18 protein-coding genes are annotated in these 17,819 nt (G+C 51.0%); 9 read left to right on the top strand and 9 right to left on the bottom strand.

What is annotated here, in order from left to right:
* Positions 1–21: 21 nt before the first annotated feature.
* From AB1S56_RS09590 to AB1S56_RS09580, 3 genes are read right to left on the bottom strand one after another with little or no spacing between them, the layout of a single operon-like run.
* Positions 22–933 (bottom strand): MerR family transcriptional regulator, encoded by a 912-nt coding sequence (locus AB1S56_RS09590; protein WP_340872089.1) that lies wholly within the window; start codon positions 931–933, stop codon positions 22–24.
* 19 nt (positions 934–952) lie between these two features.
* Positions 953–1,417 carry a glycosyl-4,4'-diaponeurosporenoate acyltransferase gene (locus AB1S56_RS09585; RefSeq protein WP_340872115.1) on the bottom strand — a complete coding sequence of 155 codons (465 nt, stop codon included), beginning with the start codon at positions 1,415–1,417 and terminating at the stop codon, positions 953–955.
* On the bottom strand, positions 1,417–2,574 hold the full coding sequence (locus AB1S56_RS09580; RefSeq protein WP_340872090.1) for a glycosyltransferase: 1,158 nt from the start codon (positions 2,572–2,574) through the stop codon (positions 1,417–1,419). Before AB1S56_RS09580 ends, AB1S56_RS09585 begins: the two co-directional genes overlap by 1 nt.
* A gap of 259 nt (positions 2,575–2,833) precedes the next feature.
* Here AB1S56_RS09580 and AB1S56_RS09575 point away from each other — a divergent pair, with 259 nt between their 5' ends.
* Positions 2,834–4,339, top strand: coding sequence for a phytoene desaturase family protein (locus AB1S56_RS09575; protein ID WP_340872091.1), 1,506 nt, complete (start codon positions 2,834–2,836; stop codon positions 4,337–4,339).
* A gap of 468 nt (positions 4,340–4,807) precedes the next feature.
* On the opposite strand, the gene AB1S56_RS09570 is transcribed toward AB1S56_RS09575, so the two are convergent.
* Positions 4,808–5,311, bottom strand: a complete 504-nt coding sequence (locus AB1S56_RS09570) for a DinB family protein (protein WP_340872116.1) — start codon at positions 5,309–5,311, stop codon at positions 4,808–4,810.
* 113 nt (positions 5,312–5,424) lie between these two features.
* Complete coding sequence (locus AB1S56_RS09565; protein ID WP_340872092.1) at positions 5,425–6,360, bottom strand: YafY family protein; 936 nt, start codon at positions 6,358–6,360, stop codon at positions 5,425–5,427.
* 150 nt (positions 6,361–6,510) lie between these two features.
* Between AB1S56_RS09565 and AB1S56_RS09560 the strand changes: the two genes are divergently transcribed.
* Positions 6,511–6,978, top strand: coding sequence for an SRPBCC family protein (locus AB1S56_RS09560; RefSeq protein ID WP_340872093.1), 468 nt, complete (start codon positions 6,511–6,513; stop codon positions 6,976–6,978).
* Between the two features lie 78 nt (positions 6,979–7,056).
* On the opposite strand, the gene AB1S56_RS09555 is transcribed toward AB1S56_RS09560, so the two are convergent.
* Entirely contained in the window at positions 7,057–7,950 is an 894-nt protein-coding gene (locus tag AB1S56_RS09555) for a LysR family transcriptional regulator (protein WP_340872094.1), read from the bottom strand.
* 150 nt (positions 7,951–8,100) lie between these two features.
* Here AB1S56_RS09555 and gdhA point away from each other — a divergent pair, with 150 nt between their 5' ends.
* Positions 8,101–9,483, top strand: a complete 1,383-nt coding sequence (gene gdhA / locus AB1S56_RS09550) for an NADP-specific glutamate dehydrogenase (RefSeq protein ID WP_340872095.1) — start codon at positions 8,101–8,103, stop codon at positions 9,481–9,483.
* Between the two features lie 221 nt (positions 9,484–9,704).
* Positions 9,705–12,491, top strand: a complete 2,787-nt coding sequence (locus tag AB1S56_RS09545) for a polysaccharide lyase family 8 super-sandwich domain-containing protein (RefSeq protein WP_340872096.1) — start codon at positions 9,705–9,707, stop codon at positions 12,489–12,491.
* 18 nt (positions 12,492–12,509) lie between these two features.
* Here the strand turns inward: AB1S56_RS09545 and AB1S56_RS09540 are convergent, their stop codons facing one another.
* Both AB1S56_RS09540 and AB1S56_RS09535 read right to left on the bottom strand, forming a co-directional pair.
* Positions 12,510–13,364, bottom strand: a complete 855-nt coding sequence (locus AB1S56_RS09540; RefSeq protein ID WP_340872098.1) for a pyridoxamine 5'-phosphate oxidase family protein — start codon at positions 13,362–13,364, stop codon at positions 12,510–12,512.
* Positions 13,364–13,801 carry a VOC family protein gene (locus AB1S56_RS09535; RefSeq protein WP_340872100.1) on the bottom strand — a complete coding sequence of 146 codons (438 nt, stop codon included), beginning with the start codon at positions 13,799–13,801 and terminating at the stop codon, positions 13,364–13,366. Before AB1S56_RS09535 ends, AB1S56_RS09540 begins: the two co-directional genes overlap by 1 nt.
* 154 nt (positions 13,802–13,955) lie before the next feature.
* Here AB1S56_RS09535 and AB1S56_RS09530 point away from each other — a divergent pair, with 154 nt between their 5' ends.
* On the top strand, positions 13,956–14,528 hold the full coding sequence (locus AB1S56_RS09530; RefSeq protein ID WP_340872101.1) for a CGNR zinc finger domain-containing protein: 573 nt from the start codon (positions 13,956–13,958) through the stop codon (positions 14,526–14,528).
* Positions 14,529–14,585: 57 nt separating this feature from the next.
* On the opposite strand, the gene AB1S56_RS09525 is transcribed toward AB1S56_RS09530, so the two are convergent.
* The gene (locus tag AB1S56_RS09525) at positions 14,586–14,951 is read right to left on the bottom strand and encodes a MerR family transcriptional regulator (protein WP_340872102.1); all 366 of its coding nucleotides are present in this window, start codon (positions 14,949–14,951) and stop codon (positions 14,586–14,588) included.
* A gap of 110 nt (positions 14,952–15,061) precedes the next feature.
* Here AB1S56_RS09525 and AB1S56_RS09520 point away from each other — a divergent pair, with 110 nt between their 5' ends.
* The 4 genes from AB1S56_RS09520 to AB1S56_RS09505 all read left to right on the top strand — a co-directional run bounded on the left by AB1S56_RS09520 (position 15,062) and on the right by AB1S56_RS09505 (position 17,678).
* Positions 15,062–15,697 (top strand): nitroreductase family protein, encoded by a 636-nt coding sequence (locus AB1S56_RS09520; protein ID WP_340872104.1) that lies wholly within the window; start codon positions 15,062–15,064, stop codon positions 15,695–15,697.
* A 57-nt stretch (positions 15,698–15,754) separates the two neighbouring features.
* The gene (locus tag AB1S56_RS09515; RefSeq protein ID WP_340872105.1) at positions 15,755–16,057 is read left to right on the top strand and encodes a metalloregulator ArsR/SmtB family transcription factor; all 303 of its coding nucleotides are present in this window, start codon (positions 15,755–15,757) and stop codon (positions 16,055–16,057) included.
* Positions 16,058–16,169: 112 nt separating this feature from the next.
* Positions 16,170–17,366 carry an MFS transporter gene (locus tag AB1S56_RS09510; protein WP_340872108.1) on the top strand — a complete coding sequence of 399 codons (1,197 nt, stop codon included), beginning with the start codon at positions 16,170–16,172 and terminating at the stop codon, positions 17,364–17,366.
* An 84-nt stretch (positions 17,367–17,450) separates the two neighbouring features.
* Positions 17,451–17,678 carry a hypothetical protein gene (locus AB1S56_RS09505; RefSeq protein ID WP_340872109.1) on the top strand — a complete coding sequence of 76 codons (228 nt, stop codon included), beginning with the start codon at positions 17,451–17,453 and terminating at the stop codon, positions 17,676–17,678.
* The last annotated feature ends 141 nt before the right edge of the window (positions 17,679–17,819 follow it).

Raw genomic sequence — 17,819 nt, 5'->3', positions numbered from 1 at the left:
CAAGATTTGAATTTCAGCACCCTAATGAACCGCCTTCAGCCTTTCGTTCAACCATTGCTCCCACGCCTCCATAGCAGGGGGCAGCAGCCAGGACGCGTAGGGCTCGGGCGCACCCTCGAAGCCATGTCCGCCCAGCACAATTTCCAGCTGGGTCATGCCATTAACAAGTCTGTCGATGAACGTCAGCGTCTGCCCCTGCAGCTTGCGGTCAGTCAACGAAAGGCATACCAGATCGATGTTCTCCGAGTTGAAAATCGAGCGCAGCCCGTCCTCCGGCGTATCGGGACCCAGATAAAGCACCTCAAGCCCTCTTTTCCGAAGAAAAAGCGAAAACATAAGCAGTCCCGCATGATGCTGCTCACCGGGCGGGCAGAAGGATACGGCCTTAGGCAGAGCGGGGTTAATCGGGAATACGTTAAAAAAACGAAAACAATGCTGAATGACAAATTGCGTGACATAATGCTCCTGCGCAACCGACACGATGCCTTGCTCCCAGGCGTCGCCAACACGTACCATCAGATGCACGAGCACCTTATACACCATAGCCTCGTAACCGAACATCGTAAAACCTAATTCAACTAGATTGTGAGCCTCCTCTGTCCGGAACCGGATGAGGAGATCGTACAGCTGGTCCAGATGCTCCTGATGCCCCTCCGTCAAAGCGGGCTCAGGCCGTTGATAGGCATGGCCCGGTGCGGCAGTCCCTCTTCGATTGCGATGCTGCTCCAGCAGCTGAACAGCTTGGCGAATGGATAGACCCTTGTGATCGACTTGATCCTTGAGCCACTTTAATTCCTCAACCTGATCGGCGCCGTAAAGCCGATAACCGGATTCCGTTCGATTGGGAACGACAGCCTGATAACGATTCTCCCACGCGCGAATCGTTACAGCTGGAATACCCAGCATGTCGGACACTTGTTTGATCGTGTACATCGTCCGAATATTCTCCTCTCTATTCCGCTATGCTGCGCAGCATAAGCTGCAGCCGATAGCGGTTATAACGCAATACCGCAACAAATGGAGCGTTGGCGCCAAAGGCATAGAGCATGATGATCAGGCCGGCGAGCGCCTCATTCCAGATGAAGAACAAGGGCGCCGGCACCATCGCGCACCAATGATTCCACTCCCCTCGCTTCGTCTCCGCAGCGAATGTCCGCAGGTATTCGGGCTTGCGGCTCAGGAGGCGCTTCTTGGGAAAGCCACCCTTGAACAGCCCTCCGCCATCCGGCAGCTTATCCTTCCAGAGGCGAATACGAAGCGTTCGCTCGTAGAAGGCAACCTCGCTCGGGGATACAACGTCAGGCCGCTGAAACCAATGCGCGGGCATGCGGGCGAACAGGTACGACAGCCCCAGCTGAATAACAAGCCAGCCCCCTATATTCGCAAGCCATACACCATAAGCCGGAAGCTGAAGCATCAAGGCTGATCACGCCCATTCCCCATGTGCAGCGACCGTCCCTTCCAAGACACCTTACGAAGGATAAAAATACGAAGCCATGAATAGAGAAACAGCAGCATATAGAAGGCTAGCGGAATGGGGTACAGCCAAGCCGTCAGAGGGTGAAAGCTCCCTGCTCTGCCTAGCCATCCCCTCAGCTGCAGCGCGAATAATAGATAAGCCGCAAGCGCAAGAAGCAGCTCTGCCCCCCATCCTTCAGCCCCATACTGAAGCACCATGCTGGCGCTTGTCGCGGCGCCAGACAGCCAGAGAGCGACCCCCAGCAGCCGGGACGTGCCGGTGCGTGCCGCTCCTGCGGCAAAACCCTTGGCCCAGCCGTTCGCCAGCGCCAGCAGTCCGTCCGGATACATGCGGAAAGAGACGCCCTTGTCTCCCAGCCTGTTCCGTATGGGCACCCCAAGCGAGGAAGCGTGCCGGCAGAGCTCATAATGCTCCAGCACTTTGCCGGCGATTGCGCGATGTCCATCCAACGTTTCATACAGCTCCCTGGACAGCGCAAGACAAGGACCAAAGCCGCCTTGATTCCCCCTATCTCCCGTAAGCTTCGGTTGACCAGCTTCATGGCCGGGTCCCACCGCAAACACGACAACAAGGTTGAAAAAAGCGGATAGCTGCTCATAGAGCTTCGCCATGCCGTGGAAGGGCTGCACGGTGAGAATCCCCTGGCCCTTCATCGCCATACATTCCCCCATAAGCTGACGAATGCCGTCTTCGCCAAGAGCGGTGTCTGCGTCCAAAAAAATAAAATAGTCGCCCCGCGCCGCCTTCGCCCCGCTCCAGCAAGCCCAGCTTTTCCCCGCCCAGCCTGCGGGAGGCTCCTCAGGCTGAAGCACTGTGGCTCCCATGCCGGCAGCCAGCTCCGCCGTCCGATCACTAGAGCCATCATCGACCACAATCACTTCATCAGGAGGTCTCGATTGTTGTCGCAGCGATTCCAGCAGCCGCGGAATATTGCCTTCCTCATCCCGGGCGGGAATAATGACCGTTACCCGCGCGGCCCCCGTGTCCAGCTCCTCAGGACTACCCCTTCCGCCGGCACCGAGCCGTACAAAACCGCGCATGAGCAGTACGCCGCATAATAAACCCATCAGCACAATAGCGGACTGCAGGATCATATGCTTCCTCCACCTCCCCATTCCTATTAGCTACCAGTATCGCCAGCTTCCCTTGGTTGCAGACGTTTCAGCCCCCTTCATCTGAGGCATGAAAAAAATATAAGGCGGCTAGGTTTTAAAAATATCAATTGCCGTTAAACCTTTTTAAGAGAGAAGCGTTTAACCTTATACACATTTGTGTAAATTAATATTAGTTTGTATAAGGTTGGGCAAGATGTCAACTCATAGTTTATTGAGAGCCTATGAAAGGTGGATAAAAATGAGGAAAAAAATAATAGTGGTAGGCGGAGGCTTAGGCGGTCTCTCTGCGGCAATACGCCTTGCGTCCGACGGACATGAAGTCACCGTGCTGGAGAAAAACGAGAGGGCTGGAGGCAAGCTGAATATTCGCTCTGGTGCGGGCTTTCAGTTCGACACAGGCCCTTCGATCTTAACGATGCCTTGGGTCCTGGAGCAGCTGTTCGAAAGCGCGGGAAGGAATGTTCACGATTACATGAAGCTTGTCCGAATCGAGCCTCAGTGGAGAACTTTTTTTGAGGATGGGACAACCATCGACGTAGCGGGCGACCTGCCCGTCATGCTGGAGCAGCTTCGAGCCGTATCGTCCGAGGATGCTCGTCAATTTCTGGCCTACCTGAGCGAGTGCCAGAGCATGTACGAGATCAGCTGCAAAAGCGTCTACAAACGCAGCCTGAGCGGCCTCGGCGAGCTGCGCTCCCATCACAAGCTCAAAGAGCTGCTTGCCATGGACCCCTTGCGCTCCATGAATCAAATGTCGGCCAAGCATTTCAAGAGCAAGCATCTGCGACAGCTGTTTGACTTCTTCATCATGTATATCGGCTCTTCGCCTTATGCCGCCCCCGCTGTCCTGTCCCAGCTGATCTATGTACAGCTTGGCCTCGGCATCTATTATGTCCAAGGGGGCATGTACCAGATTGCTCTCGGCATGCTGAAGCTGCTGCAGCAATTAGGCGTCGAGGTGTTGACGGGTCAAGAGGTCGCCGCGGTTGTTCATGACGGCGGCAGGGCGACGGGTGTCCAGCTTGCTGACGGCACTGTGCTGAGCGCCGATATCGTCGTATCCAATCTGGAGGCGATCCCCGCCTACCAAACGATTCTGAGCGCTCACCCGCAGGCTCAGCCAGCGGCTGCCCGTCTGGACAAATTTAAGCCAACCGTCTCTGGTTTAGTGCTGCTTCTGGGCGTTAACAAGGTGTACGATCAGCTGCAGCATCACAATTTCTTTTTCTCAGAGGATCCCGAACAGGAATTTCAAGATGTATTCGTCAAGGGCATACCGACCAAGGATCCAACCATATATATCGGAGTATCCAGCAAGTCAGATCCAACGCAAGCGCCAGCCGGCAAGGAAAACCTGTTCATCCTAACCCACGTGCCTCCGCTCAAGCCTGGAGAAAGCTGGGAAGGCTACAAGGAGTCATACCGCGAGCTTGTGCTGGACAAGCTGGAGCGAATGGGGCTTGAAGGACTGCGACAAGGTATTGAATTTGAATATTCGTTTATTCCGGATGATCTGCAGCGACTGTACGGCTCCAACGGCGGTTCCATCTACGGCGTCGTGACCGACCGCAAGCTGAACGGCGGCTTCAAAATTCCAAGCCGAAGCTCGCTGCTGAGCAACCTTTATTTTGTAGGAGGCTCCACGCATCCAGGCGGCGGCGTGCCCATGGTGACGCTCTCCGGCCAACTGACTGCGGATTTGATTCAGGAGGATTTGAGCAACGGCCTTTCACAAATTGGTTAGTGATTCATGGGAGTGCATGGGAGTGCATGGGAGTGCGGGTGCTCGATCTGGAGCGCTCGCACTCCCATCATACTGCCAAACTGCCCATTCGGACGCTCACATGGCAGGCTTGCAGCCGCTATGTCACTTTGAACGATATTTCGTTCAACTCTCGCAAAATGGTCACATTGTAGTAGCACCAATGTCCCCGCTTAAGCGCATCTTTTCGTTCTCCCTCGCGGCGTTTTAAGTGCCCTTTAATCCACTTCTCATGCTCAATCTCGCAGCTCATCCTAATCACCTCTCTGATCAAAATAAAATAAAAAAGCCCCTGGGTCTCTGCTGCGATTGCAGAATCCCTGGGGCGTACTTCGCCACGTATTGTTTAGTAACATAGCCATTATACACAAATCTATACTCCCTACTCAACTAGCGCCTGACTTAAGCTGTCTCGTCCAATCAAGCTCAACATCAAGCCCCAGCTCCAAGCTACACAACAGGAGCTTCCATACCCATTGCGGTCCATTCTTCCTTCGCTGGACCATACATGCCAGGCAATGTTAACCCCGCTTGCCGCATCAAGATCGTCATTTGACCGCGATGGTGAACCTCGTGCATGAGAAATACATGTAAGGAATACCCATTCCTCCAAAGGTCTCCATACAAATTGACCTCATGCTGCAAGGTTTCATCCGTCCATTGGGAACGAAGCGCCTCCAGCATGGATTGTACGGCGCTCCTGTAGGTTGCGGCTATTTCCGTTGCTGATACTGGCGCCTCTGCATGCGCGTAAGGAGCATCGAATTGCAGCCCCGTGCGTTGAAGCATCTCTGGAACTGTAGTTACGATATGCCAAGCCAGTCTACCGAGCGTCCGATAGCCTGGAGACACTTCTTGACCTAAAGCTTCGTCGGTCAACAAATCCAGCAGCTTTTGCGTCCCTTCCGCTTCATTCGAATAATCAGCAATAAATTGTTGCAGTGATGTGTACATCATGAGTATAGCCTCCCCGTTTAATGTTCATGCTTCATAACAGCCTAGCAGACTTAGAATAAAGGAAAACAACTGACAGCATATTGTCAGTGAAATGTGGGTTTACATAGAAATTACAGATACATTTCAACAATCCGTCTTGCTTGGCTGCTGATTTTGTCAGCGAGAGACAATGGCTCCAGCACGCGAACATTTGCACCATAGCTCAGCAGCATGCTATAAAGCCATTCATCCTCAGGAAACTCAGACCTGACCAGGAGCCATCCATCCTCCTCAAGCTTTATTTCCTCCGAGTCAAAAAACTCCTCCACCCGCACTTTGACGCTTGGATGAAAACGCAGGACAATCGTCATATACGAGCCCGCATTCCACCTCCCCCAGTCGGCGTCCAAATCCTCCAGCCTCTCCTTCCGTTCCGGGAATACCTCCATGTCGACACAGAGCTTCCGAATACGGGACAGCTTGAAAATCCGATAGCTATTCCTAAGCCGACAGTAGGCGTACAAATACCATGCGCTTCCTTTCCATGCAAGCCCAATCGGCTCAACCGCCCTCTCTACGGTGTCCCCTTGGGGATTCGTATAGTCCAACCATACGACTTGTCTATTTCTGGCAGCCAGCCGCAGCTCGACCAGCTTATCCCTGTCCGCCGCCACTCTTGTCCACGGACTCAAGCCTATTAATATTTGCTCACCTGTTCGTTCAAGACGTTGCTGTTCCTGCCTGGCAATCAATGCGTTCATCTTTGCAAGCAGCTGATCTAAGTGCTCATCCTGCAAGGTCGACTGCATGCCCTTAAGAGCCGTTACGATTGACGTGAGGTCATCAAGAGTGACAAGCTGTCTTTCTATACGGTATTCGTGCATAATCTCATAGCCGCCTTCTATTCCGGCAAATGACGCAATAGGTACACCCGCAGCGTTTATCGACTCCATATCCCTATATATGGTCCGCAGCGACACCTCAAACCGCTTAGCCAGCTCCTGAGCTCCCACTCTCTTCCGGCTGAGCAAAAGCATGATGATGCCAAGCATTCGTTGGAGCTTCAATGACAACGCCCTCCTCAGGCTACGATGTAATCACGTTTATATTATACTATTTTTCACAGAGCATGAACTTCTTTACACCGCTTTGGTGGTATGATAGAAAAAGGTTTACAGTAAGACGAAGCTAATTCCAAGTCGGAGGGAGAAAAGGATATGGAACAGTGGCGTGTAAATCCAGTTGTTAAAACGCAAATGCTTATCAGAAAACCAGTTGATACGGTTTTTGAGGCTTTTATCGATCCGGACGTGACTACAAAATTTTGGTTCACCAAAAGCAGCGGAAGATTACAAGCAGGAACCACCGTCAGATGGGACTGGGAGATGTATGGTGTTTCAGATATTTTGAAAGTAAAGGAAATGGAAGAAAATAATAGATTCCGAATAGAATGGTCGGATCGCACCGAAACGGAATGGATATTTATCCCTATAGAGGAAAGCGGAACTCTCGTTACCATTACAAGCTTCGGTTTTACAGGAAATAATGAAGAGATCATAAGCCGAGCCATTGATGATATGGGCGGCTATACGATGGTGCTTTGCGGACTTAAGGCATGGCTTGAGCATGGCATCGAATTAAATCTTGTGGCTGACAAGGCACCTGACGACAATGTGGCTCGTTAGCAGTACTCAAGACCATTCAAAGACGCTGCCTGCTTATAAGCACCCCAGGCAGCGTCAGCGATAGCGCTCTTCTCCGTGTCACAAATCCTGCGAATAAAACTCCGAAAGAAAGTTATAAAACAGCTCCTCTGTCGGCAGCAATTTGCGCTGGGCCGGGCATATGATTCCGATGCTTCGGGTCACCTCGGGATTCCTTATTGGTATTTTGACAGTCGACTGCGGGAAGTTATCCACCAAGGTGACCTCGGGCATTAGCGCAATGCCCAGGCCTGCCGACACGAGTCCCTTCAACGCGTCTATATCGTCCCCTTCGAAGGCGATATGCGGAGTAAACCCCAGTTCATGGCACGCATTTAATACGATCTTTCGGAAGATCGTCCCTTCGGGCAGCGTAACAAACGATTCGTCCTTCATCTCCGACAATCCAATATGAGGCCGATCCGCAAGCGGATGCTGCAAAGGCAGCAGCGCAACGATGCGCTCCGTGAACAGCAGCTTCTGCTGGAGCTGGGTATCCTCTGGCGGCAGCGGAGCAATCATGGCCAGATTAAATTCGCCTTGAATAACGCCTTCAATAAGATCGCCATAGAGGGCTTGTCTCATCTGAAATTTAGCTTCCGGGTACCGTTTACGAAAGGCATAAATCGCCTTCGGCAGCACATGCGCCGCCAGACTGATCGGGAAAGCGATACGAACGACTCCTTTTTCCGGATCCAGGTATTCCTTCATCTCTCTCTCCGTCTCGTTAAGCAAATGCATCATCTGCTCCACTCGCCGCAGCAGGATATGGCCAATGGGTGTCAGCTTCACTCTCCTGCCTTTACGTATGAACAGATCAACTCCCAGCTCGCTTTCCAACTGGGCCAGCTGCCTGCTGACAGAGGACTGTGCGACATGCAGCGCATGAGCCGCTTCCGTTACATGCTCCCGCTTGGCCACTTCTAAAAAATAACGCATCCCTCTAATGTCCACCGAAACCCTCCCATCCCTTATGCGCAAAACGCATCAACTTTATCCGATCTATATATTGTTGCGATGAATTATTTGATATTAATATTAAACTACTTCATTACGAATGAGAAATAGGCTGTTGGACCAGCTGCTATAAGGAGTGGTATCGTTATGAGTCTCGTGCAATTCGTCGAACAAACATTAGGTACGGATAACGCCCATCGTTACATTAATCAATTGCTTGAAACCGTTCAAGAACGGAATCCCAGCGAGGTTGAATTTCATCAAGCGGTGAGAGAGGTGCTGATCTCCCTCATTCCTGTCCTCTCGCAAAAGCCCAAATATATGGAGCATGCCGTATTAGACCGGCTGGTCGAGCCCGACCGGTTAATTTCGTTCCGCGTGCCTTGGACGGATGACACCGGCAAGATAAGAGTAAATCGGGGATATCGTGTGCAATTCAGCAATGCGATCGGCCCTTACAAGGGCGGTCTGCGGTTCCATCCTTCCGTTAACGCAAGCATCATTAAGTTTCTGGGGTTCGAGCAAATATTCAAAAATGCATTGACTGGCCAGTCGATCGGCGGCGGCAAGGGCGGGGCGGACTTCGATCCAAGGGGCAAATCAGACCTGGAAATTATGCGATTCTGCCAAAGCTTCATGACCGAGCTTAGCAAGCATATCGGTCCCGACACCGACGTGCCGGCTGGCGACATCGGCGTCGGCGCCAGAGAAATCGGCTATATGTTCGGGCAATACAAGAAGCTGGTCGGCGCATACGAGGCAGGTGTTCTGACCGGCAAAGGAATCGGCTACGGCGGCAGTCTTGGCCGGAAGGAAGCGACAGGCTACGGAGCTGTCTACTTCGTGGAAGAAATGCTCAAGAGCGCAGGGCTTGGCTTCAATGGAAGCACAGTCGTTGTGTCGGGGTCGGGCAACGTATCCATCTACGCCATGGAGAAAGCGATGCAGCTTGGGGCAAAGGTCGTTGCCTGCAGCGACTCCAGCGGATATATCTATCATCAAGCCGGCATTAACCTGGATACGATCAAACGGCTCAAAGAGGTCGAATACCGGAGATGCCAGGACTATGTCCTGGAGCATCCCGATGCTGTCTACGTTGAAGGCTGCTCGGGCATTTGGACGATTGCCTGCGATATTGCGCTTCCGTGCGCGACGCAGAACGAAATCAACAAGCTCTCTGCCGAGCTGCTTGTCCGCAACGGAGTCAAGGCCGTCGGTGAAGGCGCCAACATGCCTTCCACCTTGGAAGCGATCGACGTGTTCCTCGACAACAACGTCCTGTTTGCCCCAGCCAAAGCGGCGAACGCGGGCGGCGTATCCGTCTCCGCTCTCGAGATGGCGCAGAACAGCGCTAGACTGGCCTGGACAATGGAAGAGGTCGATCTCAAGCTGCAGCAGATTATGCACAACATCTACAGCGAAAGCTTGAAGGCCTCCCAGGATTACGGCGTTCCAGGCAACCTGGTGGTCGGCGCGAACATCGCCGGCTTCGTTAAAGTCGCCGACGCCATGATTGCTCAGGGCGTCTAAGTACCTTGCACAACCACTTCTCCAATCCGGAGAAGTGGTTTCTTTTTGGGGAGCCGCAATGAAAGAGCTTTCTTCGACGTCACGATCTTCCGCTTCAACATTACGCTTACCATCTCGAAATCGAATACCATTTCTCGATTCGGGATGGTTTCGATGGGATAGTACCCTCCATTATAATATCCGTTGAAAGCGCTTTATATTTGATGAGGAGGATGAAATGAATGAAGAAGAAGATGACGAAGAAGGGCGGTTGGATTATGTTGATCATGCTATTGGCACTCTCGTCGATAGGAGGTTGGCCAGTGGGAAAGGCCTATGCGAGCGACGAGTTCGACTCCATGAGGGAAAATTGGCGAGTACTGCTTACCGGAGGGGAAGGATTAGACAATACGGATCCCGACATTGCGGCGGCTGTGGCGAAGCTCACCACGGATGCGCAGGGTTATTGGTCGTCCATGAATACGTCATCGAATCGTACGTCCCTTTGGAGCAATATAGCGAGTACGGGAAACTCTGTGCATATTAGGCAGACCTACGAACGCTTGCGGGTTATGGCGCTGGCCTATTCCACAGAGGGCTCGGGGCTGAACGGAAATACCGTTCTGGAGACGGATATCGTCCAGGCGCTGGACTATATGTACGCGACCCGTTATCACGAGAACGTGACGACGACGCCGAGCGGCACGAGCAACTGGTGGGATTGGCAGATCGGCATACCGCTGCAGCTTAATGATATCGTCGTGCTTATGTACGATTCGCTTAGTCCGGCGCAGATCGCAAACTATGCGGCATCCGTGGAAAAATTTACGCCAGCTGTGACGCTGACGGGAGCCAATCGTTCGTGGAAAGCGCTTATAGTGGGCATTAGAGGCGTCCTTGTCAAAGATCCGGCCAAACTTGTCGCGACACGGGACGGCTTGTCTCAAATCTTCGATTACGTGACGAGCGGCGACGGTTTTTATGCGGACGGCTCGTTCATCCAGCATACAAGATTTCCTTACACCGGCGGTTACGGACTTCCACTCATCAAAACAATGAGCGAGCTGCTGAACCTGCTGCAGGGCACGACATGGCAAGTGACGGACCCGGATCTCGCTAACGTCTGGCGCTGGGTATACGATGCCTATCAGCCATTGATATACAAAGGCGCGATAATGGATAACGTAAGAGGCAGGGAAATATCAAGAGAATATTCACAGGACCACGATGCCGGCCATTCCGCGATTCAAAGCATCCTTCAGCTTGCCAAAGTTGCTCCCCCTCAGCAAGCGGTCGATTTCAAAAGGATGGCCAAGGCTTGGGTTGCGCAGGATACCTACCAAAGCTTCTATGAATCGGCGACGATCCCCTTGGTAAGCTACGCTAAATCGATTGCGGCCGACGTATCGGTGATGCCGGCTGACGAGCTTCTTCTGTACAAACAATATTCCGGCATGGATCGCGCCGTCCAGCTGCGTCCGGGCTATGGCTCCGGTCTCGCCATGTATTCCAGCCGGATTTCTACTTACGAAGCGATCAACAGCGAGAATGCTAGAGGATGGTACACGTCCGCTGGGGTAACGAACCTATATAACGGAGATCTTGGACAATACAGCGACGGGTACTGGCCTACGGTCAATAGCTATCGTCTACCGGGAACGACCGTATTGTCCGCAACGGGTATCGGTAATCACCGAAGCGTGAACCATTGGACTGGCGGCACGGAAATGTCTGGGCTTTACGGCATATCCGGCATGGATTTGACTTATAGCGGCCGTACGCTGAACGCGCGCAAATCTTGGTTTATGTTCGATGATGAGATCGTCGCGCTAGGCTCGGGTATCACTAGCACGGACGGCATTGCCGTCGAGACGATCGTGGAGAACCGCAAGCTGAGCGCTGCGGGCAGCGAGACGTTAACCGTTAACGGAACCGCCCAGTCCAGTACCCTCGGCTGGAGCGACACGCTGACGGGCGTGCAGTGGGCGCATCTGGCTGGCAGCCCCCCCGGCTCCGACATCGGGTATTACTTTCCTCAGACCGCGGACATAAACGCCCTCAGGGAGGCGCGTACGGGCAAGTGGAGCCAGATCAATACGCGTCCGGGTACGCCTAGCCACTCGATTACGAACAACTACATGACCATGTGGTTCAACCATGGCGCCAATCCTTCAGCAGCGTCATATGAATACGTGTTGTTGCCGAACAAGACGAGCGCTCAGGTTGCCTCTTACGCTGCTGCCCCGTCAATAGAAGTGCTGGCCAATACAGCGGAGGTGCAGGCGGTGCGCGACAACATACTGGGTATTGTCGGCGCGAACTTCTGGACCGACGGCGCGCATGAAGTCGACTTCATCAAATCCAACAAGAAGGCATCCGTCATGACCAAGGAATCGGGCAATGGCGAATTGCTCGAATTGTCCGTCAGCGATCCGACGCAGGCGAATACGGGCACGATCGAGTTGGAGCTGGATCGCTCGGCGGTGTCGTATGTGGCCGATCCAGGCGTGACGGTTAGTCAGACAAGTCCTACCATTAAGCTGACGGTCAACGTAAATGCGGCCAGAGGCAAGATGTTTAAAGCATCGTTTGTGCTTGGAGAGACATCAACCACCCCAAATCCGGAACCGGTCATCGTAGATAACTTGGATGCAGGTGTAACGATGGTCGGCACTTGGTTAGTCTCCTCGGCACGAAGCGATCGTTATGGAGCGAACTATATCCATGACAACAAAGAGGACAAAGGCGCGAAGTCCGTGACGTTTACGACGGCTTTGCCGCTAACGGGTACGTACAGGGTATCCATGATGTGGTCTGAGTACGCCAATCGCGACGCGAATATTCCGGTGGATATTGTGCACAACGGCGGAACGGACACCGTCTATATTAATCAGAAGGACGATGGCGGGCAGTGGAACATACTTGGGACTTACAGCTTCTCGGCTAGCGGCGGCAGCGTGACGATCCGCACAGACGGCACAACGGGATACGTCTTGGCCGATGCCGTCAAGTTCGAATACGTGCCGTAAACATTTCTATCGGGAGTTTTAAGTGTGGCCATCGGCTTCCCATCTCAGTGGGAAGCCCATGGCCACGCTTCTTATTTGACTGATTCTAATACAAAGAGCCCGCTCCAGCCCCGTCCACTGTATAGCTGCCTCTCCATTCATCTGCAGCATGTCACCCGCCTCAAAATCAAGAAACAGCAGCCCCGTTTGAGGGTTAGCTTCTATATTCCCCAGCGTATTGAACATTGCATTACCCCTATAATCCTGAACCAGCAATGTACGCTGATCTACGACTTGAACAAATCCTGCTAAACCTCCTCGATGACTGGCGTCCGCACCGGTCTCTGAGCTGCAAGTCGCAATAAAAAACGTATTGGATTGACTGATCTGATTCATCTGCTCTTGGTTCAGCTGGGTCGATAGGATAGGCTTATTTTTGGTCAAAGGTCTGAATTCAGAAAATGAGCGCGATTGTATATATTTGGGACAGTTGGCGTAAACCTCGCTTGTTTGGACCTGAAACCCGCCCTCGTGAACGAACGTAATCTTGCCATTCACACGCATCCGTCTCTTCGAGGAAAAATCAATAGCCAGCATACCAATTGCTTGGCCTGCCCGAATGCCATCAAAGGCAGGATCAGACGTCAAAGGCAGCGATGAAATAGATAACGTAGTTGGATCCAGAGCCTTAACAAACCCCGGACTACCATAAATGACCGTTGCCCATACAAGGCCCTTTGCATCCCTTAGACCAATGATTAGCATCACCTGCTGCTCAATGAACCGCGCCGCGACTTCTGGAAGGTGGTCCCGCACACTCTTTTTTAATGCTGAAGCCTCTTTAAGCAAGCCCGCCCGTTCTTGAACCTTCAATTCTCCTCCATGATAGTCCATTAAAAGAACCCGCAGGCCGGACCCTCTGTATGGCTATGTTGGTTTGTTTTCATATCTGAAGGCGAATAAATTTCCAAACGAATGCCATCCGGATCCAGAAAAAATAGACCACCGGAATCTGCGCCCTCTTCATGCGCAGTTATTCCTTGATAGATCATCTGGACCCCCATTTGCGCCAGCTTATGCTCCATGCTTTTAACAATCTCTATGGTATCCGCTTCGAAAGCTAAATGATGAAGCCCAGCATGACTTTTCGAATAAGCCGTGCTGCTTTGCTCCCATAAAGTGAGCGTTACCCTTCCGTTGTGGCCCAAAAAGGCATACCGCCTTCCCTCCTCCTCGGATTTACGAATCGTTTCTAGCGCAAATAGGTCTGAATAAAAAGCGTGAGACCTTTCAAGATTGCTTACATTTAATCCAACATGGCCAACATTCATTTCCAACAACCTCCTTCTAGGTTATGTGAATCACCGCAACAAACTAACCGTTTGAAGTCAATGTTTATGGTTAGTATGTTAGCCGCTTTATTTTAACCTGTCAATAGGTTATTATATGGTTAGTTTCAATCAACATTAGTCTGGAGGCGCAGGGATGGCTTCACCTACAGGTTTTTCGTTAATATCCGGTCATGTTGCTTTAGATCTTGTGAATACTGAGGTTGTGAAGCGTGGAATACGTTATGACCTGCTCTCAACCGATAGAGATGTTGCCGAATGGTTCAACGTAATCAAAGAATCTAATCTCTTATTCTCACATCTGTGGGAAGAAAAACAATTTACAGGTATAGGAATGTCTCTTTTGAAGGAGCTTCGTGGTATTTTGCGTGGCGGCTTTGAACATATCGCAGATGGACATCAGCCCAAGGAAGACTGGATCGTTCAGCTTGAACATTTGGTAAAGCAAGCTCCATTATCTTTTCAATTCATGAATGGCTCGTTGCTTCCCATACCTGAAGGCTCCGAAGAGGCTTCCATCCTCTCCCTGATTGCATTCGATACGCTGCAATTACTGGCACAGGGGGATTTGCTGCTGCTCCGTCGTTGTGCCAACCCCGATTGCGTATTGCTGTTCATGGATACAACCGGCCGTCGAAAATGGTGCTCGATGAGTATATGCGGGAATCGGGCTAAGGTAGCTCGCCACAAAACAAAACCAGCGCATTGATTACACAACGAGAAAGAGGCTGCCCTATGGATCAGCCTCTTTCTTATGACTCCTTCGCTAATGCTTCCCGAACCCTTCCTCACACCAAATATTCGATCCCAGAATGTCGACAAGCGCTTGTTTGGATTTTTCCAGGTTCGCTTGTGCTGCTTCTATTTCGGATATTTTATGCTTAAGCATACGTGCCTGCTCTTCTTTTGGAATTCCCTTCATCGCCATCATGGCCTTCAAATCGTGAATCGAAAACCCGACAGCCAAGCAAGTCTTCACAACCTCCAGGTGGCGAAGAATATCCACATTGTATATTCGATAATTATTTTGATCTCTACATGTAAATTCATCTGGAATGATTCCTTCTTTTTCGTAATATCGAATGGTTGATATCGGAAGTCCAGACTGTTTTGCTACCTCACTAATCCTCATAAACATCCCCCCATTCACCCTCTTGCTATAAAGTATACTTCATAGTTTACACTTTGCAATGTGAAGATACGTGCACGTATTCACAAAAAACATAGAAGGAGAGATCCAGCATGTCCGTATTCAAGCAAAACCATTTTGAGAGTATTATGAAAGGTCGCCGATCTGTGAAAGTCTACCAGTCAGATCACCAGATTCCCAGGGATGAGATGACTCAAATCATTAAGGACGCATCATCGGCCCCGTCGTCCGCTAACCTTCAGCCATGGCGTGTGGTCGTTGTGGATTCGGAAGAAGGAAAGAAGAAGCTTCGTCCTCTTGTTATGTTTAATACTCGGCAAAATGATACCTCCTCAGCCATGCTATTAATCTTTGCTGATCAACAATATTATGAGAACGCTGACTACATCTACAATCTTGCCGTTGAACAAGGAAAGATGCCGCCAGAGGTACGTGACCTGCAGCTGGCAACCATTAAGGCTTATTACCCCGCGCTGTCCAGGGAAAAAGCAAATGATGTGATTCGATTTGATTGTGGGCTTTTCACCATGCAATTGATGCTGACAGCTAGAGCTTATGGTTATGAGACTAATCCAATGGCTGGCTTTGAAGCGGATCAATTAGCCGAAGCCTTCGATTTGGATCCCGAGCGCTACACACCTGTGATTATCGTTTCCATTGGCAAAGCAGCGGAGGAAGGCTATCCATCCGTCCGTCTTGCTCCTGATCAAATCACCTTCTGGCGGTAAAATATCATTCAAAGTAATTGGATTGACATATCGAAAAATATAGATATAATAGGTGACATGGATCCAATTGAAGTATTCAAAGCGTTGTCTAACGAGTCAAGGCTGCAAATTTTACAGTGGCTCAAGGAGCCCGAAAAACATTTTTTGCCCCATGAAGGAGTGGATATGAGAACGATCGGGGTATGTGTCAGTCAAGTAACAGATAAGTTGAATATGACACAATCAACCGCCTCTCAGTACCTGTCCATTCTACAGCGGGCCGGGCTCATTCGAACCGAGAGGATCGGTAAATATACGTACTACAAACGTGACGAAGAGAAGCTCCGCGAGCTGGCTGCATATTTGAAACAGGAACTCTAATCCGGACTGAATACCTCACCAGTATTCAGTTTTTATTCCGCATATCATATCTACAAATCACGATATGTAAATTCATTATGAATATGATCATAAAAAAGGAGAAGTGAAGGCAGTGTCTAATACATGGAAGGTCTACTTTTTAGCTCTGGTTACTTTTTTGGTGGGCACATCGGAATACGTCATTTCTGGCATATTGGATAAAATATCAGATTCGATGGGCATTTCTGTAACTTCCGCAGGGCAGCTGGTCACCATCTTTTCCGTCGTGTACGCGTTTAGCACACCAGTCCTTATGGCATTGACGGCTAAGGTGGAACGACAAAAGCTGCTGATTTGGGCGCTGGGCATTTTTATACTTGGTAATTTTCTTTCATTCGTTTTGCCTGGTTATTCAATGTTTGTCGCAGCTCGCATTATTATGGCTCTAGGCGCGGGAATGGTCGTGGTCACTTCCCTGGATGTCGCCGCAAAAATCGCTGCCCCAGGCAAACAGGGAAGCGCAATAGCTACTGTTGTTATGGGCTTTACGGCTTCCTTGATTATCGGCGTGCCGCTGGGACGGATCGTTGCAGCAGAGTTCGGATGGAAGTCAATCTTTGGTTTAATAGCATTGGCAGGCATAGCAGCGATATTCGTGCTGCAAGCTGTCATCCCTCGCGTAGAAGGAGATAAACCGGTTCCGTTGTCCCAGCAGCTTGCCTTCCTCCGAAACGGGAATGTAGCGCTTGGACTTGCGATCACCTTTTTCTGGCTCGGTGGATATTCTGTTGCCTACACTTACATTTCACCCTATCTGCTTGATGTTGCCGGCTTGAAGGAAGGCATGCTTAGCAGCGTGCTGCTGGCGTTCGGCATCGCAAGTCTGGCCGGGTCTAAGCTCGGCGGCTTCAGCACGGATAAATGGGGGGTAATCCCGACCTTGCTCGGAGGAATGCTCTTGCACGCAACAATGCTGCTTCTCCTCTCTCTCTTCGTTGCCTATATCCAATCATGGGTGCCGCTCATTATTCTTTTGATATTATGGTCCTTTGCGGCTTGGTCCTCCGGACCTGCACAACAATTCAATCTGGTGCGAATTGAACCCCATTCTTCTGGTATCATGCTAAGTCTGAATCAATCCATGATGCAATTGTCCATGGCTGCCGGCGCTGCCGTTGGCGGAGTCATGGTTGACCGGGTGTCACTGTCATCGGTGACATGGGTCGGAGTGGCTGGAGTCGCCATTGCGTTCGTACTGGTATTATTCTTACATGTGCGGATGCGTCCGCGCGAGCAGACTGCAGCTTGCAGTATCCGAGATGCGGGATAAATTGGGTCCCCATCTTTACATGCTCCCAGTTGGTGTGCTAGAAAGGAGTTAGACAAAAGCAGCAGAGAAAGCGGAGGTAGGTCAATGAGTACATGCAATCTGGACCATTTAAATGAAGAGGTTGTGAATAAATTGGAGAGCCAGCGGGAATTCCTGCCCGCTTCTCTTTACGAGCAGGCACTCTCATATTTGCAACGCAATCCCGGGCAGGATGAGCTTAATCGCTTATTCCACCTGCTGAAGAAATATGATCTTGTCTCTAGCGAAGAGCAGGAAACGAGAAACCGGGATATGTTGGATTTATGGACATGATGACAGCTGGCTGGGGGACGAAATTCGTCCCCTTCTGCCTTTAGGCTTACAATAGTTAGTCCCGTATATCCTTCTCCATATCCGCAAGCGCATCTCGGTATAGCCGCACTTTTGAGCTTCTTAGGCATCCAAGCCCTCATC

Source organism: Paenibacillus sp. PL2-23 (genome assembly GCF_040834005.1).
In the GTDB taxonomy this organism is placed as follows: Bacteria; Bacillota; Bacilli; order Paenibacillales; family Paenibacillaceae; genus Pristimantibacillus.
Note: the sequence above shows the minus strand (reverse complement) of the source record. Positions and strands in the feature narration are given on the sequence as shown.